The organism is Micromonospora sp. WMMD712 (assembly GCF_029581295.1).
Lineage (GTDB): Bacteria > Actinomycetota > Actinomycetes > Mycobacteriales > Micromonosporaceae > Micromonospora > Micromonospora carbonacea.
The window spans coordinates 7,031,538-7,055,194 of the sequence record NZ_CP120743.1 but is presented as its reverse complement, the minus strand read 5'-3'; the positions used below and the strand labels follow the sequence as shown (position 1 = coordinate 7,055,194).

General features: G+C 78.3%; 10 protein-coding genes. 6 read left to right on the top strand and 4 right to left on the bottom strand.

Translation table 11 applies throughout. From position 1 onward, the window contains the following. Nucleotides 1-27: 27 nt before the first annotated feature. The gene (locus O7633_RS30515) at nucleotides 28-15,165 is read right to left on the bottom strand and encodes a type I polyketide synthase (RefSeq protein WP_282324860.1); all 15,138 of its coding nucleotides are present in this window, start codon (nucleotides 15,163-15,165) and stop codon (nucleotides 28-30) included. Nucleotides 15,166-15,364: 199 nt separating this feature from the next. On the opposite strand from O7633_RS30515, the gene O7633_RS30510 reads away from it, so the two are divergent. The 3 genes from O7633_RS30510 (at nucleotide 15,365) to O7633_RS30500 (ending at nucleotide 18,048) form a co-directional block, all read left to right on the top strand. Next, a complete protein-coding gene (locus O7633_RS30510; RefSeq protein ID WP_278133557.1) occupies nucleotides 15,365-16,207 on the top strand; it encodes a hypothetical protein in 843 nt (280 codons plus the stop codon). Next, the gene (locus tag O7633_RS30505; RefSeq protein ID WP_282324859.1) at nucleotides 16,204-17,232 is read left to right on the top strand and encodes a 3-dehydroquinate synthase family protein; all 1,029 of its coding nucleotides are present in this window, start codon (nucleotides 16,204-16,206) and stop codon (nucleotides 17,230-17,232) included. The genes O7633_RS30510 and O7633_RS30505 overlap by 4 nt, the downstream gene beginning before the upstream one ends. A gap of 81 nt (nucleotides 17,233-17,313) precedes the next feature. After that, nucleotides 17,314-18,048, top strand: a complete 735-nt coding sequence (locus O7633_RS30500; RefSeq protein WP_282324858.1) for a class I SAM-dependent methyltransferase — start codon at nucleotides 17,314-17,316, stop codon at nucleotides 18,046-18,048. Between the two features lie 229 nt (nucleotides 18,049-18,277). On the opposite strand, the gene O7633_RS30495 is transcribed toward O7633_RS30500, so the two are convergent. The 3 genes from O7633_RS30495 to O7633_RS30485 are packed head-to-tail and all read right to left on the bottom strand — an operon-like array spanning nucleotide 18,278 to nucleotide 21,415. After that, nucleotides 18,278-18,976 carry an HAD-IA family hydrolase gene (locus tag O7633_RS30495; RefSeq protein ID WP_282324857.1) on the bottom strand — a complete coding sequence of 233 codons (699 nt, stop codon included), beginning with the start codon at nucleotides 18,974-18,976 and terminating at the stop codon, nucleotides 18,278-18,280. 37 nt (nucleotides 18,977-19,013) lie between these two features. After that, on the bottom strand, nucleotides 19,014-20,255 hold the full coding sequence (locus O7633_RS30490) for a Gfo/Idh/MocA family oxidoreductase (RefSeq protein ID WP_282324856.1): 1,242 nt from the start codon (nucleotides 20,253-20,255) through the stop codon (nucleotides 19,014-19,016). Continuing rightward, entirely contained in the window at nucleotides 20,252-21,415 is a 1,164-nt protein-coding gene (locus O7633_RS30485; protein WP_077937002.1) for a DegT/DnrJ/EryC1/StrS family aminotransferase, read from the bottom strand. Before O7633_RS30485 ends, O7633_RS30490 begins: the two co-directional genes overlap by 4 nt. Nucleotides 21,416-21,699: 284 nt before the next feature. Between O7633_RS30485 and O7633_RS30480 the strand changes: the two genes are divergently transcribed. The 3 genes from O7633_RS30480 to O7633_RS30470 all read left to right on the top strand — a co-directional run bounded on the left by O7633_RS30480 (nucleotide 21,700) and on the right by O7633_RS30470 (nucleotide 23,591). Beyond that, nucleotides 21,700-22,131 (top strand): type II 3-dehydroquinate dehydratase, encoded by a 432-nt coding sequence (locus tag O7633_RS30480; protein WP_043962699.1) that lies wholly within the window; start codon nucleotides 21,700-21,702, stop codon nucleotides 22,129-22,131. A gap of 96 nt (nucleotides 22,132-22,227) precedes the next feature. Further along, nucleotides 22,228-22,581 (top strand): DoxX family protein, encoded by a 354-nt coding sequence (locus O7633_RS30475; protein ID WP_278133545.1) that lies wholly within the window; start codon nucleotides 22,228-22,230, stop codon nucleotides 22,579-22,581. Between the two features lie 5 nt (nucleotides 22,582-22,586). Beyond that, entirely contained in the window at nucleotides 22,587-23,591 is a 1,005-nt protein-coding gene (locus O7633_RS30470) for an ROK family protein (protein ID WP_282324855.1), read from the top strand. The last annotated feature ends 66 nt before the right edge of the window (nucleotides 23,592-23,657 follow it).

The window sequence follows — 23,657 nt, the reverse complement described above, 5'->3', positions numbered from 1 at the left end:
CCCCCGGGTCCGCGCGTCGGTCGGGCGTCACAGCCCGAGTTCCGTGTCGATCAGGCTGAAGATCTCGTCGTCGCTGGCCTGGTCGAGGTCCAGGTCCAGGTCGTGATCGGTGGCGGACGCGCCGCGCATGGTGCGCCACTTGGCGACCAGCACCTCCAGCCGGGCCGCGACCTGGGTGTGCAGCTCCGCCTCGACGACCGTCTCGGCGAGGGACCGCTCCAGGTTCTCCAGCTCGGCGAGGATGGCCGGCGCGGCCTGGCCGCCGTCGGGCACGAGCTGGGCGCGCAGGAAGCCGGCCAGCGCGGTCGGGTCCGGGTAGTCGAAGATCGCGGTGGCGGGCAGCCGGTGCCCGGTGGCCTCGGTGAGCCGGTTGCGCAGCTCGACGGCGGTCAGCGAGTCGAAGCCGATCTCGTTGAACGCCTGGGCGGGTTTGACGGCGTCGGGGCTGGCGTGGCCGAGGACGGTGGCCGCCTCGGCGCGGACCAGGTCCAGCAGCAGGGCGGACTGCTCGCCGGCGGTGAGCGCGCGCAGCCGGTCGGCGAGGTCCCGGCCGCCGGTGGCGGCCTCGGCGCGGGCGCGGGGGCGGACGCGCCGGACGAGTCCGCGCATCAGCGCGGGCACGGTGGCCCGGCCGGCGAGGGCGGTCACGTCGACGCGGGTCGGCACGAGGTGTTCCTCGGGGGCGGCCAGCCCGGCGTCGAACAGCGCCATGCCCAGGTCGGTGCCGATGGCGAGCTGCCCGTCGCGGGCGGTGATCCGGGGGTCGGCGCGGTCCAGCTTCGCGGTCATGGCGCTGGCCTGTTCCCACAGGCCCCACGCGTACGACTGGGCGGGCAGGCCCGCGCCGCGCCGCCGGGTGGCGAGGGCGTCGAGGTAGGCGTTGGCGGCGGCGTAGTTGCCCTGGCCGGGCACGCCGAACACCCCGGCGCCGGAGGAGAACAGCACGAACCCGGCGAGGTCGAGGTGGCGGGTGGCCTCGTCGAGGTGCCGGGCGGCGTCCACCTTGGGCGCGAAGACGGTGTCGAGGCGGTCGGGGGTGAGCGCGGTGACGACGCCGTCGTCGAGGACCCCGGCGAGGTGCACGACGGCGGTGAGCGGACGCTCGGCGGGCACGGCGGCGACGAGCCGGGCCACGGCGGCGCGGTCGGCGACGTCGGCGGCGGCCACGGTGACGGTGGCGCCGAGGGCGGTCAGCTCGGCGGTCAGCTCGGCGACGCCGGGCGCGTCGGGGCCGCCCCGGCTGGCGAGCAGCAGGTGCCGCACGCCGTGGCCGGTGACGAGGCGGCGGGCGACGAGGCCGCCGAGCAGGCCGGTGCCGCCGGTGAGCAGGACGGTGCCGGCGGGGTCCCACGGGGCCGGCACGGTGAGCACCACCTTGCCGACGTGCCGGGCCTGCTGGACGTGGCGGAACGCGTCGGGGGCCTGCCGGACGTCCCAGGCGCGCACCGGCAGCGGGGTCAGCGCCCCGGCGGCGAACAGGCCCATCAGCTCGACGAGCATCCGTTGGATCCGGTCGGGGTCGACGGCGGTCAGGTCGTACGCCTGGTAGGCGACGCCGGGGTGGTCGGCGGCGACGCGGCCGGGGTCGCGCAGGTCGGTCTTGCCCATCTCGACGAACCGGCCGCCGCGGGGCAGCAGCCGCAGGGAGGCGTCGACGAACTCCCGGGCGAGGGAGTCAAGGACGACGTCGACGCCGCGCCCGCCGCTGGTGGCGAGGAAGTGCGGTTCGAAGTCGAGGGTGCGCGACGACGCGAGGTGGCTGTCGGGGATGCCCATCGCGCGCAGGGCGGGCCACTTGCCGGGGCTGGCGGTGGCGTAGACGGTCGCGCCGAGGTGGCGGGCGAGTTGCACGGCCGCCATGCCGACGCCACCGGCGGCGGCGTGCACCAGCACGGACTCGCCGGCCCGCAGCCCGGCCAGGTCGACGAGCCCGTGGTAGGCGGTGAGGAACACCACCGGCACGGACGCGGCCTGGGCGTACGTCCAGCCGTCGGGCATCGGCGCGAGCAGCCGGCGGTCGGTGACGGCGACGGGGCCGAAGCAGCCGACGAAGACGCCGAGGACGCGGTCGCCGGGGCGCAGGTCGGTGACGTCCGCGCCGACCTCGGTGACGACGCCGGCCGCCTCGCCGCCGGGCGGGCCGGGGTCGCCGGGGTAGAGGCCGAGCGCGTTGAGCACGTCGCGGAAGTTGAGGCCGGCGGCGCGGACCCGGACCCGCACGTCGCGGGGGCCGAGGGGGGCGTCGGCGGCGTCGGTGGGGGCGAGGGTGAGGTTCTCCAGGCTGCCGCGCGCCGTGGTGTCGAGCCGCCAGGCGGTCGCGCCGGCCGGCGGGGTGAGCGTCGCGGCCTCGACGCGGCGGGCCAGCCGGGGGGCGTACGGGGTGCCGGCGCGCAGCGCCACCTGGGGTTCCGCGGCGGCGAGGACGGCGGTCAGCTCGGCGTCGGTGGGCGGGGCGTCGGCGTCGAGCAGGACGAACCGGTCGGGGTGCTCGGACTGGGCGGTGCGGACGAGCCCCCAGGCGGTGGCGGCGTCGGGGTCGTCGACCTCGGCGGGGCTGTGCACGCCGACCGCGCCCCGGGTGAGCAGCACCAGCGGGGTGGCCGCCCAGCGGGGTTCGGCCAGCCACGCCTGGACGAGGGCGAGCGCCTCGGCGGCGACGGCCCGCGCCCGGTCGGGCTCCCCCGGGGACGCGCCGGGCACGCCGGATACGGGGGCGTCGGCCCCGCCCAGCGGGGCGAGGACGGCGTCGGGCGGGGCCGCGCCGCCGTCGACGGCGCGGGCGAGCGCCGCCGGGTCGGCGTGGTGCGGGAACGCGCCGACGGCCCGGCCGAGCGCGACGACGCGGGCCGGGGCGGGGGTCTCCGGCGCGGCCAGGGGCTGCCAGTCGAGGCGGAACAGCGCGTCGTCGACGGCGGCGTCGCGGGTGCCGAGTTCGGCGCGGGAGATGGGGCGCATCGCCAGCGACGCCACCTCGGCCACGGGCGCGCCGGTGGCGTCGGCGACGGTCAGCGCGATCGCGTGCGGGGCGACCCGGGTGAGCCGGACCCGCAGCGCGGACGCCCCGGCGGCGTACAGGGCGACGCCGTTCCAGGCGAACGGCAGCAGCAGCCGGTCGGGGCCGGCGTCGCCGATGCCGCCGAAGTGCGCGGCGTGTAGGGCGGCGTCGAGCAGGGCCGGGTGCAGGCCGTACCGGTCGGCGTCGGCGCGCTGCCCGGCGGGCAGCTCCACCTCGGCGTACACCTCGTCGTCGCCGGTCCACACGGCGCGCAGCCCCTGGAACGCCGGCCCGTACGCGTAGCCGTCGGCGGCGAGCCCGGCGTAGAAGCCGGTGAGGTCGGCGGGGCGGGCGTGCGGCGGCGGCCAGGCGGTGAGGCCGGTGGGCGGGGCGGGCGGGGCGGCGGAGAGGGTCGCGCTGGCGTGCCGCGTCCACGGGGTGCCGGGCGGGGCGTCGGCGGGGCGGGAGTGCACGGCGACGGGGCGGCGGCCGGTGTCGTCGGGCGCGCCGACGGTGAGCTGCACCTGGGTGGCGGCGTGCCCGGTTCCGGGGGTGCCGGCGGCGTCGGACGGGCCGGTTCCCTGGCCGGGTGCGGCGGCGGGCAGCGCGAGCGGGGCCTCGATGACCAGCTCGTCGAGGACGGGGCAGCCGACCTCGTCGCCGGCCCGCAGGCACAGCTCGACCAGGCCGGTGCCGGGCACCAGCACCGTCTCGCCGACCCGGTGGTCGGCCAGCCACGCCGGCGCGCCGGCGGCGATCCGGCCGGTGAACAGGTGCCCGCGCGCCTCGGCCAGCGCCACGGACGCGCCGAGCAGCGGGTGCCCGGCGGTGTCGAGGCCGGCCGCGCCGACGTCGCCGGGGCCGGTGACGGGCCGGGGCCAGTAGCGGCGGTGGTCGAACGCGTAGGTGGGCAGGTCGACGCGCCGGCCCCCGGCCAGGGCGGGCCGCCAGTCGACGGCGACGCCCCGCACGTGCAGCTGGGCGGCGGAGAGCAGGAACCGGGCCCGGTCGCCCTGGTCGCGTTGCACGGAGCCGACGACGACGTGCGGGGCCTCGTGCTCGGCGAGGGTCTCGGCGATGCCGACGGTGAGCACCGGGTGGGGGCTGCACTCGACGTACGTGTCGTGGCCGAGCGCGGCCAGCTCCGCCACGGCCCGGTGCAGCTCGACGGGCTGGCGCAGGTTGCGGTACCAGTAGTCGGGGCCCATCTCCGGCCCGTCGAGCCAGCGCAGGTCGGTGGTGGAGAACAGCGGCACGGCGGCCGGGCCGGGGGTGATGCCGGCCAGCGCCGCGGCCAGGTCGGCGCGGATCCGTTCCACCTGGGCGGAGTGGGAGGCGTAGTCGACGGCGATGCGGCGCACCCGGGCCCCGTCGGCAGCCAGCTCGGCGAGCACCTCCTCGACGGCGGCCTCCGTGCCGGAGACGACGACGGCGGCGGGCCCGTTGACGGCGGCGACGGCGACGGCGTCGCCGTGGCGGGCGATGCGGTCGCGGACCACCTCGGCGGGCAGCGCCACGGACGCCATCGCCCCGTGCCCGGCCAGGGCCCGGATGGCGCGGCTGCGCAGCGCCACCACCTGCGCCGCGTCGGGCAGGGAGAGCACCCCGGCGACGCAGGCAGCGGCGATCTCGCCCTGCGAGTGGCCGACGACGGCGGCGGGCCGCACGCCGTGGGAGCGCCACAGCTCGGCCAGCGACACCATCGTCGCGAACAGGGCCGGCTGCACCACGTCGACCCGGTCGAGGCTCGGCGCGCCGGGGGCCTGGCGCAGCACGTCGAGCACCGAGTAGCCCAGGTGGGGGCGCAGGGCCGCGTCGCAGGCGGCCATCCGCTCGGCGAACACGGGTGCCTGGTCGAGCAGGTCGAGGCCCATGCCGGGCCACTGGGAGCCCTGGCCGGGGAAGACGAACACGGCCTTGCCGGCGGCGGTGGCGTCGCCGCGTACCAGGTCGGGGTGGGGGCGGCCGGCGGCGAGCGCGTCGAGGGCGGCGGCGACCCGGTCGGGTTCGGCGGCGACGACCACGGCCCGAGAGTCGAACGCGGCCCGGGTGGTCGCCAGCGACCAGGCCACGTCGCGGTGCGGCTGGTCGGGGTGCTCGGCGAGGTGGTCGCGCAGCCGGCGGGCCTGCCCGGCCAGCGCGTCGGCGCTGCGCGCGGAGAGCAGCCACGGCAGGGCGGCGGGGTCGGCGGGCGGTCCGGCGACCGGCTCGGGCTCGGCGGCGACGGCCTCGACGACGACGTGGGCGTTGGTGCCGCTGATGCCGAACGAGGAGATCCCGGCGCGGGCGGGCCGGTCGGCGCGCGGCCACGGGCGGGCCTCGGTGAGCAGCTCCACGGAGCCGGCGGCCCAGTCGACGCGGGTGGTGCGCCGCTGGGCGTGCAGGGTGCGGGGCAGGACGCCGTGCCGCATGGCGAGGACCATCTTCAGCACCCCGGCGACGCCGGCGGCGGCCTGGGTGTGGCCGAGGTTGGACTTGACGGAGCCGAGCAGCAGCGGCGGGGCGTCGGCGGGGCGCTGGCCGTAGGTGGCGAGGATCGCCTCGGCCTCGATCGGGTCGCCCAGCGGGGTGCCGGTGCCGTGCGCCTCGACGGCGTCCACGTCGGCGGGGGTGAGGCCGGCGGCGGCCAGCGCGGCCCGGATGACCCGCTCCTGGGCGGGCCCGTTGGGGGCGGTCAGCCCGTTGGACGCCCCGTCGGAGTTGACGGCGGTGCCCCGGATCAGCGCGAGCACGGGGTGGCCGCGGCGGCGGGCGTCGGAGAGGCGTTCGACGACGAGCACGCCGACGCCCTCGGACATGCCGAACCCGTCGGCGTCCTCGGCGAACGCCTTGCACCGGCCGTCGGCGGCGAGGCCCCGCTGGCGGCTGAACCCGGTGAGCCCGGCGGGGCTGGACAGCACCGACACGCCGCCCGCGAGGGCCAGGTCGCAGTCGCCGGCGCGCAGCGCCTGCGCGGCCAGGTGCAGCGCGACCAGCGACGCCGAGCAGGCGGTGTCGACGGTGACGGCGGGCCCCTCCAGCCCGAGGGCGTACGCGACCCGCCCGGACAGGACGCTGGCGGCGGTGCCGGTGAGCAGGTGCCCCTCGTCGGCGGTGGTCTCCCCGTCGTCGGAGCCGACGCCGGGGGCGATCCGGTCGGTGTAGTCCTGGCCGTGGGTGCCGGCGAACACGCCGGTGCGGCTGCCGCGCAGGGTCCCGGGGTCGATGCCGGCGCGTTCCAGGGCCTCCCAGGAGGTCTCCAGCAGCAGCCGGTGCTGCGGGTCCATGGCCAGGGCCTCGCGGGGGCTGATGCCGAAGAACGCGGCGTCGAAGTCGGCGATGCCGGCGAGGAACCCGCCGGAACGCACGTAGGTGCGGCCGGGGGTGCCGGGTACCGGGTCGTACAGGTCGGGCCAGCCCCGGTCGGTGGGCAGGTCGCCGATGACGTCGCCGCCGTCGTCGAGCAGCCGCCACAGTTGCTCGGGCGAGCCGATGCCGCCGGGGAACCGGCAGGCCATGGCGACGACGGCGACGGGTTCGTCGGCGGCGACGGTGGTGGCGTCGGCGACCTCGGTGGCGGTGGTGCCGAGGAGCCGGGCGTGCAGGTGCGCGGCGAGCAGCTCCGGGGTGGGATGGTTGAACACGGCGTGCGGGGCGAGCCGGACGCCGGTGGCGGCGGAGAGCCGGTTGCTCAGCTCCACGGCCATCAGCGAGTCGAAGCCGAGGTCCTTGAACGGGCGGCGCGGCTCGATCTGCTCACCGCCGGCGTGTCCGACGACGGTGGCGCACCGGGCGCGCACCAGGTCGAGCAGCGCGGCGGCCCGTTCGGGTTCGGTGCGGCCGGCGAGCCGGTCGGCGAACCCGGCGGCGGAGGCGGGCGCGGGGTCGGCGTTGACGGCCCGGCGCGGCGGCGGGGGCAGCAGGGCCCGCAGCAGGGCGGGCACCTCCCCGGCGGCGCGGACGGCGGCCAGGTCCAGGCCGATCGGCACCAGCGCGGGCCGGTCGGCGTGCAGGGCGGCGTCGAACAGGGCCAGGCCGGCGGCGGTGTCCAGGGGGCGGGTGCCGCCCCGGGCGAGGCGGGCCAGGTCGGCGGCGGTGAGCGCGCCGGCCATCCCCTCCGGCGTGGCCCACAGGCCCCAGGCGAGGGCGGTGGCGGGCAGGCCGTGGGCGCGGCGGTGCGCGGCGAGGGCGTCGAGGAACGCGTTGCCGGCGGCGTAGTTGCCCTGCCCGGGGCTGCCGAACACGGCCGACGCGGAGGAGAACAGCACGAACGCGGCCAGGTCGAGGCCGGCGGTCAGCTCGTGCAGGTGCCACGCGCCGTGCACCTTGGACCGCAGGGCCCGCTCCCAGCGGGCGGCGTCGAGGCCGGTGAGCAGTGCGTCGTCGGTGGCCCCGGCGGCGTGCACGACGGCGGTGAGCCGGCCGGCGAGCGGGGCGAGCACCGCGGCGAGGGCGGCCCGGTCGGCGACGTCGGCGGCGACGACCCGCACGGTCGTCCCGGCGGCGGTGAGCGCGTCCATCCAGTCGGCGGGCCGGCCGGTCCGGCTGACCAGCACCAGCTCGGCGACTCCGTGGACGGTGGCGAGGTGGGTGGCGACGTGCCGGCCGATCCCGCCGGTGCCGCCGGTGACGAGGACGGTCCCGCCGGCCAGCGCGGGCAGCGGCCCGGCGGCGGTCGGGCCCGCCGGCAGCGAACCGGGAGCGGTCAAGCCGGCCGCCGGCAGCGGGCCGGGAGCGGTCGCCGGCAGCGGCCCTGCGGCGGGCGCGGGCGTGCCGCCGGTCGGGGCCGGGGTCGGCGGGCCGGCGGTCGGGGGCTCGACGGGGCGCAGCCGGGGCAGCAGGGCCCGGCCGTCGCGGACGGCGACCTCCGGCTCGTCGGGGCCCGCGGCCAGGGCCGTGCGGATCCCCGTGTCGTCGGCCGCGTCGAGGCGCAGCAGCAGGAACCGGTCGGGGTGCTCGGCCTGGGCGACGCGGACCAGCCCGGCGACGGTCGCGTGCGCGGGGTCGCCGTCGCGGACGGCCACCGCCAGCCGGGTGCTCTCGGCGCGGGGGTCGGCCAGCCAGCGCTGGAGCACGCCGAGGGTGTCCAGGCCGGCGGCGTGCGCCCGGTCGGGCACCGGGGCGGCCGGGTCGCCGTCGCCGACCCGCAGCACCAGCAGCGGCGGCAGCGGGCCGGCCGGCGGCGCGCCGTCGGCGAGCGCCCAGGCCGGCACCGGCGTCGCCGGGGCGGCGGCGGGCAGCCAGTCCACGGCGTACAGGCCGGCGGGGGCGACGGGGGCGGGGGCCGGGCCGTCGGGGGCCGGGGCGGCCACGGCGCGCAGCACCACCCGCTCCGCGTCGAGCACGGGGGCACCGGCGTCGTCGACGGCGGAGAGGGTGACCGCGTCCGCCCCGGCGGGGGCGAGCACGACCCGCAGGGCGTGCGCGCCGGTGGCGTGCACCCGCACCCCCGCCCAGTCGGTCGCGGTCGGCCGGCCCGCCCCGGCGGCGGGGGCGAAGCCGGCGAGCGGGAGCAGGCGCAGGGCCGCGTCCAGCACCAGCGGGTGCACCGCGTACCGCTCGGCGTCGGCGTCCCGGGCGTCCTCCGGCAGGCGTACGTCGACGCAGAGCCGGTCCCCCGCGACCCACGCGGCCCGGGCCAGCGCGCCGGCGAGCGCCCGCCGCTGCGGGGTGTCCAGGTCGACGGGCCGGGCCCCGGTGGGCGGCCACACCGCCGGCGCGGCGGCTGCGGGCTGGTGGTCGGCGGGGGCGAGGACGGCCTCGGCGACCTCCCGCCACGGCTGGCCGTCGGCGGCGCGCACGTGGCAGCGGGCCACCCGGCGCGGGTGCTCGTCGGGCGCGTCGACGGTGACCTGCACGTCGACGGAGAGGCCGGCGGGCAGCGGCACCGGCGCGGGGACGCGCAGCCGCTCGACGGTGGGCAGGTCGAGCAGCACGCCGAGGTGCGCGAACAGGTCCAGCAGGGCGGTGGCGGGCAGCAGCGCCGGCCCGTCGGCGTCGGGCGCGACGAGCCACGGGTGGGTGGCGGCGGCGACCCGGCCGGTGCAGACGACCTGGCCGGTGCCGGCGACGGGCAGCACCGCGCCGAGCAGCGGGTGCCCGGCGTCGGCCAGCCCCACGTCGGCGGGCCCGCCGGCCACCGCCGAGTACGGCAGCCAGTAGTGCCGGCGCTGGAACGCGTAGGTGGGCAGGTCGACCCGGCGGCGCGGCCCGGGGCCGGCGACGGCGGCGGGGTCCACGGCGACGCCGCGCACGTGCAGCCGGGCGACGGCGGCGACCAGCGCGTCCGGTTCGCCGTCGACGGTCCGCACGGCGGGCACGAAGGCCAGCTCGTCGGCGGTGTCGTCGGCGAGGCAGTCCTGGGCCATCGCGGTGAGCACCCCGCCGGGGCCGACCTCCAGGAACGTGGTGGCCCCCAGCCCGCGCAGGGCGCGCATCCCGTCGAGGAAGCGGACGGTGCCGCGCACGTGCTCCACCCAGTGCTCCGGCGAGCAGAGCCGGGCCGGGTCGACCGGCCGACCGGTCACGTTGGACACCACGGGCAGGTGCGGGGTGCGGTAGGTGAGGCCGGCGGCCACGGCGCGGAACGCGTCGAGCATCGGCTCCATGCGCGGCGAGTGGAACGCGTGCGACACCCGCAGCCGGCTGGTGCGCCGGCCGGCGGCGCGCAGGGTCGCGGCGGCGGCCAGGACCGCGTCGGTGTCGCCGGAGAGGACGACGCTGCGCGGCCCGTTGACGGCGGCCAGCCCGACCCGGTCGGTGAGGTGGGCGGCCACCTCTGCCTCGTCGGCCTCCACGGCGACCATCGCGCCGCCGTCGGGGAGCTGCTGCATCAGCCGGGCGCGGGCGGCCACCAGCGCCGCCGCGTCGGCGAGGGAGAACACCCCGGCGACGTGCGCGGCAGCCAGCTCGCCGACGGAGTGGCCGAGCAGCGCGTCGGGGCGGACGCCCCAGGACTCCAGCAGCCGGTAGAGGGCCACCTCGAAGGCGAACAGGGCCGGCTGGGTGTAGAGGGTGTCGTCGAGCCGGGCGGCGAGGTCGCTGCCGTCGGCGGCGGCGACCACGTCGGCCACGGGGTGCGGGGCGTGCCCGGCGAGGCAGCGGTCCAGCTCGGCGCAGGCGGCGTCGAACGCCTCCGCGAAGACCGGGTACGCGGCCCGCAGCCCGCGGCCCATCCGGGGGCGCTGGCCACCCTGCCCGCCGAAGAGCAGGCCGAGCCGGCCGTCGACGACGCGGCCGGTCAGCACGGCGGCCGGGTCGGGTTCCGCCTCGCCCCGGGTCAGCGCGGTCAGCCCGGCGCGGGCGGCGGCCGGGTCGCCGGCCAGCACCACGGCCCGGTGCTCCAGGGCGGCGCGGGTGGTGGCCAGGGCGTGTCCGACGTCGGCGGGGTCGGCGTCCGCGCCGGGGCCGTCGAGCCAGGCGAGCAGGCGGGCCGCCTGGTCGCGCAGCGCCTCGCCGGTGGCGGCGGACAGCGGCCACGGCACCGGCCCGCGACGGGCGGCGTCGACGGCGGGCCCCGGGGCGGCGGTCTCCTCGTCGGTGGCGGGGGCCGCCTCGATGACGACGTGGGCGTTGGTGCCGCTGATGCCGAACGACGAGATGCCGGCCCGCCTCGGCCGGTCCACCGCCGGCCACGGGCGCGCCTCGGTGAGCAGCTCCACCGCGCCGCCGGCCCAGTCCACCTCGGACGTCGGGGCGTCCACGTGCAGGGTCGCCGGCAGCGTGCCGTGCCGCATGGCGAGCACCATCTTGATCACCCCGGCGGCCCCGGCGGCGGCCTGGGTGTGGCCGAGGTTCGACTTCAGCGAGCCCAGCCGCAGCGGCTCGGCGTCGCCGCGCCCCGCCCCGTACGTGGCCAGCAGCGCCTGCGCCTCGATCGGGTCGCCGAGCCGGGTGCCGGTGCCGTGCGCCTCGACGGCGTCCACGTCGGCTCCGGTGAGCCCGGCGTTGGCGAGGGCGCGGCGGATGACCCGTTCCTGGGCCGGGCCGTTGGGGGCGGTCAGCCCGTTGGACGCCCCGTCGGAGTTGACGGCGCTGCCGCGCAGCACGGCGAGCACCGGGTGGCCGTTGCGGCGGGCGGCGGAGCGGCGTTCCAGCAGCAGCACGGCGACGCCCTCGGACCAGCCCGTGCCGTCGGCGGCGTCGGCGAACGCCTTGCACCGGCCGTCGGGGGCGAGCCCGCGCTGCCGGCTGAACTCGACGAACGCCTGCGGGGTGCCCATCACCGCCACGCCGCCGGCGACCGCGAGGTCGCAGTCCCCGGCGCGCAGCGCCTGGGCGGCCAGGTGCAGCGCCACCAGCGACGACGAGCAGGCGGTGTCCACGGTGACCGCCGGCCCCTCCAGGCCCAGCGCGTACGCGACGCGGCCGGAGACCACGCTGCCGGCGGTGCCGACGCCCAGGTAGCCCTCGGTGCCGGGCGGGGCCTGGCGCAGGTTGGCGGCGTAGTCGTGGTGCATGACGCCGGTGAAGACGCCGGTGGCGCTGCCCCGCAGCGAGGTGGGGTCGATGCCGGCGCGCTCGAACAGCTCCCACGAGGTTTCCAGCAGCAGCCGCTGCTGCGGGTCCATGGCCAGGGCCTCGCGGGGGCTGATCGAGAACAGGGTGGCGTCGAAGTCCGCCGCGTCGGGCAGGAACCCGCCGACGCGCACGTACGAGGTGCCGGGGGCGTCGGGGTCGTCGGAGAACAGGTGCGCCAGGTCCCAGCCCCGGTCGGTGGGGAACCCGGTGAGCCCCTCCCGACCCTCGACGACCAGGTCCCACAGCTCCTGCGGGGAGCCCACACCGCCGGGCAGGCGGCAGGCCATCGCGACGATGACCACGGGATCGTCGGCGTCGGGCGCGGTGGCCGACCCGGCCGGGGCGACGGGGGCGTCCGGGCCGCCGCGCAGCCGGGCGGCGACGTGCCGGGCGAGGGCGTCCGGGCTCGGGTGGTCGAACGCGGCCGTGGCGGACAGCCGTACCCCGGTGGCCCGGGCCAGCCGGTCGCGCAGGGCGACCGCGCCGACGGAGGTGAAGCCCAGCTCCTTGAACGCGCGGCCGGGGCGGACGGCGGCCGGGCCGGGCAGGCCGGCGACGTCGGCGGTGGCGGCGCGGACCAGGTCGAGCAGGAGCCGGTCGCCCTCGGCGGTGGTCAGGCCGGCGAGCCGACGGCGCAGCTCGGCGGCGTCGGTCGCGTCGCCGGCCTCGCCGGCCGGGCGGGCGGGGGGCCGCCAGGCGGGGTGGGGCGCGTCGGCCGGCACGGCGAGCAGCACGGGGTCGTCGCCGTCGTGGGCGACGTCGAAGGCGGCCAGGTCGGCGGCGGTCCCGCCCGCCGGGCCGGCGGCGTCGCCCGCGTGCGGCGGCGCGGTGGGACCGGCCGGCTGCGCGGATCCGGCCAGGTCGGCCGACGGCGCGGGTCCGGCCGGATCGGCCGGCTGCGCGGACAGGGCCGGGTCGGTCGTGCCGATCAGCCGGGCGGGCAGGCCCGCCGCGCGGCGGCGGGCGACGAGGGCGTGCAGGGCCGCGACGGCCGCCGCCGCCCGCTCCCGGCCGGGCGCGCCGAGCAGCAGGGCCGCCGGGACGGCGACGGTGAACGCCGTGGCGGCGGCGTGCCGGGTCCGGGCGTCGAGCGCCTCGGCGGAGGCCAGCAGCGCGGCGACGGCGGCGTCGTCGGCGAGGTCGGCGGCGGAGGGGCAGAGCAGGACCGCACCGACCGGCCCGGCGTCGGGACCAGAACCGGCGTCGGCGGGCGCGGAACCGGCGTGGGTGTCGGCGGACGCGGCGAACGCGGTGTCGGCGGGCGCGGAACCGGTGTCGGCGGGCGCGGAACCGGCGTCGGCGTCGGCGTCCAGCGGGGTCACCGTCGCGCCCGCGGCGGTGAGGTCCGCGACGAGTCGCCGCAGGGCGGCGTCGCCGGGCGGACCGGCGGGTGCCAGCCGCAGCCGGCGGGCGCCGTGCGCGGCGACCAGGTGCCGGGCCAGCGCCGCACCGGTCGGCCCGTCGACCCCGGTCACCACCGCCGGGGCGGCCGGGTCGACCACCGTCGCCGGCAGGCGGGGCGCGCGGGCGGGGGCCGGGCCGAGAGCCGGGTGCCGGGCCGCGCCGGCGCGCAGCGCGACCTGCGCGACACCAGCGGCCACGGCCGCCGGCACCAGGGCCAGCGACAGGTCGTCGGCGTCCCGGTCGACAAGCACGACCCGGTCCGGGTACGCGGCGCGCAGGCAACGCCCCCACGCCCACGCCGCCACGGCCGCCGGCACCAGGTCGGGGTCGTCGGGCCGGTCAGGAGTGGACGCGTCGACGGCACCGGTGGTCAGCAGCGCCAGCCGGGTGCCGGCGTACCGGGCGTCGGCGAGCAGGTCGCCCAGCCGCCCGGCGAGGTCCGGCGGGTCGGCGACGCCGGCCGGCAGCAGCGCCACGTCGGGCGCGTCCGGGTCGTCGTCGAGGGCGGCGAGATCGGGGTACGCCCGGAACACGTCGCCCGCCGACGCCACGGCCAGCGCCTCGACGAGGGCCGCGCCGCCCGGCCCGATGACCGCCCAGCGGCGCGGCCCGTGGGCGGGGTCGGCGGCGGCGGGGTCGGCGCTGGTCTCCGCTGCGGCGGCGGCCAGGTCCAGCGGCTGCCAGGTGACCCGGCTCAGCGCCTCGTGGTGTCCCCCGTTGACGGCGCGCAGCCGGGCCGGCCGGGCCAGCAGCAGCCGGCGGGTGACCTTGCCGGACGCGGTGCGGGGCACCTGGTCGATCTCGTACAGCGCGTCGGGGACCTTGTAGTAGGACAGCCGCTCCCGGCAGGCCGCGTACGCGGCGGCGGGGTCGAACCCGTCGGGGCCGGGGACGACGAACGCCACCGGCACCTCGCCGAGCACCTCGTGCGGGCGGCCGGTGACCGCCACGTCGGCGACGCCGGGCACCGACCGCAGCGCCTCCTCCACCTCGGCGGGGTGGATCTTCTCCCCGCCCCGGATGATCAGCTCCTGGTGCCGGCCGGTGACGAAGAGGTTGCCGTCGGCGTCGCGGCGAGCCAGGTCCCCGGTGCGGTACCAGCCGTCGCGCAGCGCGGCGGCGGTCACCTCCGGCAGGCCGTGGTAGCCGAGCATGACGCTCGGGCCGCGTACCCACACCTCGCCCTCGCCGCCGACCGGGACGTCCACCCCGGTCTGCGGGCTGACCAGACGCACCTCGACGCCGGGCACGGGCTGCCCGCAGGAGCCCTCGACCCGGGGCCGGTCCGGCCGGGTGATCGCGATCGACCCGCAGGTCTCGGTGCTGCCGTACGCGTCGAGCAGCGGCGCGTCGAAGACCTCCTCGAACGTCCGACGCAGCGCCCCCGTGGTGATCGCCCCGCCGACCAGGCACACCCGCAGGTCGGGGGCGCGGAAGCCGGTGCTGCGGGCGGCGGTGACCAGGTGGTGGTACATGGCGGGCACCCCGGCCAGCACCGTCGCGGAGTCCTCGGCGACGGCGGCCAGCACGTCGTCGGCGGAGAAGCCGTCGACGAGCCGGGCGCTCGCGCCGACCGCGGTGACGCTGAGCACGCAGCCGATGTGGGACAGGCTGTGGAACAGCGGCAGCGGCCACACGACCCGGTCGTCGCCGGTGAGGCCGGGGATCGGCACGTAGCAGGACGCGACCGACCACAGGCAGGTGCGCTGCGTGGAGAGCACGCCCTTGGGCCGGCCCGTCGTGCCCGAGGTGTAGAGCATCCAGGCGACCTCGTCGAGGCCCAGGTCGTCCCGGGCCGCCACGCCCGGGTCGGTGTCGACCAGCTCGCCCCAGGCGGCCACGCCGTCGCCGGGCACGCCGTCGCCGGTGACCCAGAGGCGCAGGGCGGGTCGGTCGGCGCGCAGCCGCAGCAGCTGGTCGAGGTGTTCCGGGTCGGTGACGACCAGCACCGCGCCGGAGTCGTCCAGCAGGTGCGCCAGCTCCGCGTCGGTGCAGCGCGGGTTCAGGGGTACGCCGACCGCGGCGGCCCGGGTGACCGCCAGCCAGGTCTCGACCGTCTCCACCCGGTTGCCCAGGCAGAACGCGACCCGCTCGCCCCGGCCCACCCCCGCCGCCGCCAGGTGCCCGGCCAGCCGGGCGGTACGCGCCGCCAGCTCGGCGTACCGGACCGCGCGGCGGTCGTCGCGGAACGCGACCCGGTCCCCGAACTCCTCCGCGTGCGCCCTCAGCAGACCGGGCAACGGCTGGACCAGGTCGCTCCGAAGCATGTCACCATCCGTCCGCTCGGCGAGACTCCCCATCCGCGGCGTAGACCTCGCTCGCCGTAACGGCACAAGTCTTCCGAGGGCCGTGGCGGCGACCTACCCCTGTCGCACCCCTAACCCGTCCCCAGTTCCGGCCGCCGATCGACCGGCGCGACCTGCGGCGGGGGCGATGATGGGCGGGCCCGCGCAGACCGTCGTGCCCATGCCCCACCTTCCGTCAGTCGAGGTGTCGTCGTTGGAACGCTCGTGGTTGTTCGCCCGCCTGCCCGTGCCGGCCGGCGGCTGCCCGGACGCCGGGGCGGCCGAGCTGGTCGGCACCGTCGTCGCCGGGCTGGTCGCCGCCGTCCGCCGCGCCGACCCGGGGTCCGGCTGGTTCTACGACCGGCTCGGCCCCACCGGCGTCCCCGTCGCCCCGGCCGCCGGGCAGCGGCTGCGCCTCGGCTTCCGCGCGTCGGCGGCGGGGCTCGACGCGGTCCGGGCCGGGCTGCGCGCGTACGACCAGGGGTGTTCCCTGGTCGACGAGCCGCACGTGGTCCGCGACGCCGCCCGGGGCGGGCCCCTCGCGCAGGCCGCCAGCGACCTGGCGCTGGCCCTGCTCGCCGGGGACGGGCCGTGGCTGCCCGGCGCGGAGCTGCCGCTGGCCGTCGCGCACCTGCGGCACCTGGCCGGGCTGCTGCCGGCGGCCGACCGGCCGGCGTTCCTCTTCCTGCACTGGCAGGACCGTGCGACGGCGCTCACCGGGGCGCACCGGCGGGAACTGGCCGCGCAGGCCGCCGCCGGGGCGGACAAGATCGTCCTGACGGCGGGCGACCTGCCGCCGGGCGGGGCGGCCGGGGCCGCGTGGCGGCGCTACCTTGACCGGGTCGCCGACGTGGCCGGGCGGGACCACCCCGGCGCGCCGCGCGGCTTCCTGTTGGCCCACCACGCCCAGCTCAGCCACGACCGGTGGGGCATCGCCCCGGACGTCGACGCGCTGGCCGCGCTGGCGCTGCGGCTGACGCTGGTCCGCCGCCCCACCGGTGCAGAGGAGAAGACAGCCACATGACGACGGAGCATCCCGCACGGATCGAGGTGGCGCTCGGCGAGCGCGCGTACCCGGTGCTGATCGGGCCGGGCGTGCGCCACCGCCTGCCGGCGGAGGTGGCGCGGATCGGCGCGCGGCGGGTCGTCGTGGTGTCGGCCCGGCCGCCGGAGTGGACGCCCGACCCGGGCGTGCCGCACCGGGTGGTGCCGGCCCGCGACGGCGAGCACGACAAGACCCTCGCCACGGTGGAGCACCTGTGCCGGGCGTTCGCCGAGTTCGGGCTGACCCGCGCCGACGCGGTGGTCTCCTGCGGCGGCGGCACCACCACCGACGTGGTGGGGCTGGCCGCCGGCCTCTACCACCGGGGGATCGCCGTCATCCACCTGCCGACGTCGCTGCTGGCCCAGGTCGACGCCAGCGTCGGCGGGAAGACGGCGGTGAACCTGCCGGAGGGCAAGAACCTCGTCGGCGTCTACTGGCAGCCCCGCGCGGTGCTCTGCGACACCGAACACCTGACGACCCTGCCGGAGCGGGAACGGCGCAACGGCTACGGGGAGATCGCCCGCGCCCACTTCATCGGCGCGGGCGACCTGCGCGGCCGGCCGGTCGCCGAGCAGATCGCCGCCTGCGTGGCGCTCAAGGCGCGGGTCGTCGCCGCCGACGAGCGCGACGGCGGGCTGCGGCACATCCTCAACTACGGCCACACGCTGGGACACGCCCTGGAGGTCGCCACCGGCTTCCGGCTGCGCCACGGCGAGGCCGTCGGCGTCGGCACGGTCTTCGCGGGCCGGCTCGCCGGCGTCCTCGGCCGGATCGGCCCCGCGCGGGTCGCCGAGCACCACGAGGTGGTCGCCGGCTACGGCCTGGACACAGAGCTGCCCGCCGGGGTGGACCACGACGAGCTGGTCGCGCTCATGCGGCGCGACAAGAAGGCGACCAGCGGGCTCTCCTTCGTCCTCGACGGCCCCGGGGGCCCGGAGCTGGTCGCGGACGTCCCCCGGGAGGCCGTCCACGCCGCCTTGGTGAAAGGAAGGGCACCTTGTTAACGCTTTCTGTTGTACAGGGGCCCCCTCCTAACAAGCCGTAATCCGGTGGACAGCGCGCGCCCCGGGGACGACCGTCGGCTCATGCGACAAGAGGACATCTGGGACGCCGACGCCGCCGAGCACTACGACACGCCGGGGGTCGGCATGTTCGCCCCCGAGGTGCTGGGGCCGACCGTCGACCGGCTCGCCACGCTCGCGGGCGACGGGGCGGCGCTGGAGTTCGCCGTCGGCACCGGCCGGGTGGCCGTGCCGCTCGCCGAACGCGGGGTGCCCGTCGCCGGCATCGAGCTGTCCACCGCCATGCTCGACAGGCTGCGGACCAAGGTGGACGAGGCCACGCTGCCCGTGGTCGTGGGGGACATGGCCACCGCCGTCGCGCCGGGGGCGTACTCCCTCGTCTACCTCGTCTTCAACACGATCGCCAACCTGCTCACCCAGGCCGAGCAGGTCGCCTGTTTCCGCAACGCGGCCCGCCACCTCGACCCGGGGGGCCGGTTCGTGATCGAACTGTGGGTGCCGGAGCTGCGCCAGCTCCCGCCGGGCCGGCAGGCCACGGTCTGGCACTGCGAGCCCGGCTACCTCGGCCTGGACACCTACGACGTGCTGCGCCAGCGCGTCGTGTCGCACCACTTCAGGTTCGGCGAGGGCACCGAGGCGCGCCTGTTCCGCACCCCGCACCGCTACGTCTGGCCAGCGGAGCTCGACCTGATGGCGCAGTTGGCCGGCTTCGCGCTGGAGTCGCGGCACGCGGACTGGGTCGGCGGCGAGTTCACCGCCGAGTCGCGCAGCCACGTGTCCGTCTACCGGCTCCCCTGACCGACCACCGGGCCGGTCAGCCCGCCGGGCCGGCGGGGTCCCGGGCCGGCGGGGTCCCGGGCCGGGGTCGGGGGTCGCCGCGCCACGTCGGCGACATGGCGGTATCGAGCCGACCCGGACCCCGCGATGTCGCCGACATGGCGGGGCGCACCGCCGCGCCCGGCCCGAGACGGGCCGGCGGGCGAGACGGGCCGGCGGGCGAGACGGGCCGGCGGACGGGACGCGCAGGTCAGGGGACCAGGGCCGACGGGCAGTACGCCAGCAGGTCCGTCGGCGCGTGGGCGACCACGTCCGGGCCGGCGGCGAGCAGGGCGGCGACGTCGCCGCCGTGCCAGGTGGTGGCGACCGTGGTGACGCCGGCGTCCCGGCCGCTGAGCAGGTCGATCACCGCGTCGCCGACCATCATGGCCTGCTCCGGCGGCACGTCGAGGTGGCCGAGGGCGGCGAGGACGATGTCCGGGGCCGGCTTCGGCCGGGCCACCTCGTCGGAGCCGAGCACCCGGTCGAAGAGGCCGAGCACGCCGAGCGTGTCGAGCAGCGAGCGGGCCCGGGGCCCGCTCTTGCCGGTGGCGATGGCCATCCGGACGCCCCGGCCGTGCAGCTCCTCCAGGGTTTCCCGTACGCCGGGGAACAGCGGCACCAGGTGCGCCATCCGATAGCTCTCCCGGACGAACGGCTCCTCCATCTCCAGCGGCAGCCCCATCAGCCGCATGATGTCCGGGAAGTACCGGCCCATGTGCCGGTTGTACTCCTCGAACGGCGCGGGCCCGTCCCCCACCACCTCGGCGTACGCGATGCTGAACGCCTCGCGCATGACGGCCGAGCTGTCGACCACGACGCCGTCGAGGTCGAACACGACCGCGCGGATCGGGCCCCGGGCGGGCGGCGGCGGGAGGGTGACGTCGACGGTGGACGGTGGATGGGTCATGGCTGCTCCCCGGAGCGAGTGAGGTCGCCGGTGGTTCTCACCGGTCGCGTTGGCCCGCCAGCGCGTGCTCCCGCTCCGGCTCGGTGGGCCGGGCGGTGCGGTAGATCCGTTCGATGATGTCGATGGTGCGGTGTGCCTCGGCGACGGCCGCGCCCCGGCTGGCCGGTGCGGCGAGCAGGCCGGGCAGGGCGTCGAGCTGGCGGTCGTACTCGGCGCCGATCGGCTCGGTGGACAGCGGCAGCGCGACGGTCCGGCCGTCGCGGGTGCGGGTGAGCACCGGCGTCGGCTCCCGGTTCGGGCTGAACCCGAACGTGCAGCGCAGGGTGGCCGTGCCGGCGACGCCGTGCACAGTGATGGTGGTGCGGTCCAGCGCCTCGTGCGACGCCCAGCAGGCGTGCACGGCGACGGACGCCCCGTCGGCGGTGAGCAGGAATCCCCGGGCGGTGTCCTCGACGTCGCCCCGTGGCGCGCCGACCGGACCGTCGCCCCGTGGCGCGCCGACCGAACCGTCGCCCCGTGGCGCGCCGACAGGACCGTCGCCCCGCGGCGCGCCCGCGGCGCCGACGGCACCGGCGGGGTCGCGCCAGACGGCGTGCGCGGCGACGTCGTTGACGAAGTCGGCGGAGACGCTGCCGACGGCGTGGGTGATCCGGGTGGCCGGGCCGAGCAGCGGCAGCACCGTGTCGAGCAGGTGCCAGCCGAGGTCGACGAGCGCGCCGCCGCCGGAGAGGTCGCGGCGGGTGAACCAGCCACCCGCGTCGGGCACGCCCCGGGCGCGTACCCACGCCACGTCGACGTGCCGGATCGGGCCGAGTCCGGCGGCGGCGTCGGCGAGGGCCCGCACGTCGGCGCGCCACCGGGCGGCGCTGCCGGCGAGCAGCACCGCCCCGCCGGCGCGCTCCGCGTCGGCCAGCAGCGTCGCCTCGGCGGAGCTGAGGCAGACGGGCTTCTCCAGGAACACGGGTACGCCCCGGCGCAGCAGCCGGGCGGCGACGGCGGCGTGCAGGTGGTTGGGCACGGCCACCACCACCAGGTCCGCCGCGCCGACGGGCAGGTCGTCGACGTCGGCGTACGCGAAGGGCACCGCGTGGGTGTCGCGGGCGGTGCCCCGGACGGCTGGCTGGGGATCGACCAGGGCCGTCACCTCGAACGCCGGGTGCGCGGCGAGCCGGGGCAGCCAGATCTCCCGCCCGGCCCAGCCGAGGCCGACCACGGCGACCCGGACGGGGCCGCCGGGCGGCACGGCGACGCCGGAGACGGCCGGCGGCGGGGTGGTCATCCGGCGAGGACGTCGGCCAGCACGGCGGCGATGTCGTGCATCTGCTGTTCGGTGCCGAGCAGGGTGCGGTGGTGCAGCCAGACGCAGTCGGAGTGGATCTGCTCGACGTTGGGGCAACGGGCGGCGATCTGCTCGACGGTCTCGTCGGGGGCGCCGGCCTTCCAGAACCCCTCGCACCGGTAGATGGCCCGGAACGCCACGAACGCGGGCACGCCCCGGGCGATGAGCGCGTCAACCACGGCACGGCGGCGCTCCGGGGTGATCCCCGGGATGCGGAACATGGCCATGTAGTGCGGGTTGCGGTCGGTGCGCGGGTCGATGGTCTGCGGGACGACGCCGGGGATCTCGGCGAGCAGCCCGGCCAGCAGCGGCCAGCGCTGCTCGCGTACGTCGATCTGGCCGGCGAGGCGGGCGAGTTGCGCGCGCAGCACGGCGGCGGTGAACTCGCCCATCCGGTAGTTGGAGCCGGTGGTGCGGTGCAGGTAGTCGCGGTCGGTGCGCGGCCGGCCGCAGCTGTGCACGAGGAAGGCGCGCTCGCGGGTCTCCTCGTCGGGGAAGAGCACCGCGCCGCCCTCGCCGGCGGTCATCAGCTTGCCGTTCTGGAAGCTGAACGCGGCGACCGAGCCGAGCTCGCCGACCTTGCGGCCCTGCCACTGCGCGCCGTGGGCGTGCGCGGCGTCCTGGAGCAGCGCCACCCCGGCGTCGGCGGCGATCTTGTCGAGCGCGTCCATGTCGGCGAACTGCCCGGCCATGTGCACCGGCATGATCACCTTGGTGCGGTCGGTGACGGCGGCGGCGACGGCGGCCGGGTCGACGCAGTAGGTGTCGAGGTCGACGTCGACCGGCACGGCGACCGCGCCGAGGCGCTGCGCCGCGAGCGACGACGAGATGAAGGTGAACGCCGGGACGATGACCTCGGTGCCGGGCCCGACGCCGAGCACCTCGAGGGCCACCTCGAGGGCGTGGGTGCCGTTGGTGACGGCGAGGGCGTGCGGGGTGCCGTGGTACGCCCCGAACTCCGCCTCGAACGTGTCGACCTCGCTCCCGCCCATCCGCCACCACTGGCCCTGTTCGAGGGCGCGGATCAGGCCGGCTCGTTCCTCGTCACCGAACTGCGGCCACTCGGGGAACTCCGGCACCGTCGACGGCTGACCACTCATGACTTCCCACTTCCCAATCCAGGAGGACCAGCGGTTCCCCGGCCGGCCTGCTCCTCGGCCGTCCCGCGGCGGCTGGGCGCAGCGGGTCTCCAGCTGGCAACGTCATCGGCTCGCGGTGGACGCTAACCGACCCGGCAGCCTGCTCACTTCCCCTAGCGGGCCCCTACCCACCCCTTAGTTCGCCGGTCGGCCGGCGGTGCCCGGCCCGTGGTCGGCGGGTGGCGTAGTAAGACTGCGGGGAATCTGTCGCCGGCCCCGCCGGGTCGCCCCACGCGAGGTGAGCTGTGTCCGACGTGCTCCTGCTGAACGGCCCGAACCTGGGCATCCTCGGTCGACGCCAGCCGGAGATCTACGGCACCGACACCCTCGCCGACATCGAGCGGGCGGTCGGCGAGGAGGTCGCCGCGCGGGGCTGGAACGTGGTGGCCGTGCAGCACGACTGCGAGGGCGCGCTGGTGCGCACGGTGCAGGAGCACTACGACACGGTGGGCGCGATCGTGAACCCGGGGGCGTTGATGATCGCGGGCTGGAGCCTGCGGGACGCGCTGGCCAACTATCCCCGGCCGTGGATGGAGGTCCACCTGTCCAACGTGTGGGCCCGGGAGAGCTTCCGGCACGACTCGGTGCTCGCACCGCTGGCCAGCGGGGTCATCGTCGGGCTCGGCCCGCTGGGCTACCGGCTGGCCGCCCGCGCCCTCGTCGCCACGGTCGGCTGAGCCCGGCAGGCCCGCCCGCCTCCGACCGGCCCGCCGGGCCGGACCGCCCGACAGGGTCACCGGTGACCCGTCACCCCCTCCACTAAGGATGTTTCCGTGCGGACTCCCACCATCACCCTCAGCATCATCCTGGCCGCCGTGTTCATGGCCACGGGCGTGCAGAAGCTCCTCGGTGAGCGCAAGACCCGCGAGCGGATGGACCACCTCGGCGTCTCCGCCGGCCTCACCCGGGTCATCGGGGCGTTGGAGCTGGCGGCCGTCGTCGGCCTGCTCGTCGGGCTGTACTGGGCGCCGGCCGGGCTCGCGGCGGCGGTCGGCCTCGTCCCGCTGATGATCGGCGCGGCCGTCTACCACGTGCGCGCCCGGGACCCGTTCGCGGTGACGGTGATGCCGCTCGCGTTCGGGGTGGCGGCCGCCGCGCTCGCGGTGCTGCACGTGCTCCAGGGCTGACCCCGGTGACCGGGGGCAGCGGCGGCGACGGGGCGGGCCTCGGCGTCCTCGGCGTCGACATCGGCGGCACCAAGGTCGCGCTGCGCGCCGAGCAGGTCGTGGCGGACCCGCGGGGGGTCGCGGCCGGGCCCGCGGAGGTCCCCCGCGCCGGGGAGGGCCGGGCCGCGCCGACGGCGGGCGGGCGGGCGTACGAGCGGGTGTTGACCTGGCCCGGCGGCGGCGTCGACGCCGACGTGGCGGCGCTGGCCGACGCGGTCGGCGCGCTGCGCACGGAGTCGGGGCTGCGGTTCGCGGCCGTCGGGGTGGCGATGCCCGGCACCACCGGCCCGACCGGCCGGGTGGTCGTGTGGCCGGGCCGGCCGAGCTGGGCGGGGCTGCCCTTCGACGAGACGCTGCGTCGCCTCTTCCCGGGCAGCCGCACCGCCTGGGCCGACGACGGTGACCTGGCGGCGCTGGCCGAGGCCCGGCACCTGGGCGCGCAGGACGTCGTCTACCTGGGGGTCGGCACCGGTGTGGGCGGCGGCGTGGTGCTCGGCGGCCGGGCCCTGCCGACGCCGGGGCGGGGCTCCCCCGAGGTCGGCCACCTGGTCGTCGACGTCGACGGGCCCCGGTGCGACTGCGGTCGGCACGGCTGCCTCCAGGCGGTCGCCTCCGGGCCGGCGACGCTGCGCCGGGCCGGCGCGGCCCGGGGCGGCGAGGTGGGCTTCGGCGAGCTGCGCGACGGGCTGGAGCGGGACCGGCCGTGGGCCCACGACGCGGTCCGCCCGGCGGCCACGGCCCTCGCGGCGGCCGTGGTCAGCCTGGGCGAGCTGCTCGACCCGGCGGTGGCGGTGCTGGGTGGCGGCTTCGCCGCCGGGCTGCCCGGCTTCGTCGACCTGGTCGGCCGGGAGGTGGTCCGGCTCACCCGGCCGGGCCGTCCGGCCCCCGCCGTGCGGGCCGCCGCCCTGGGCGGGCTCTCCTCGCTGCACGGCGCGGTGGCGTTGGCTCGGGACCTGGCCGCACCCCGCTGAACCCGCACCGGCCCGGGTCGCCCGTCCCACCGCCCCCGGGCTGCCCGTCCCGCCGGCCCAGGTGGG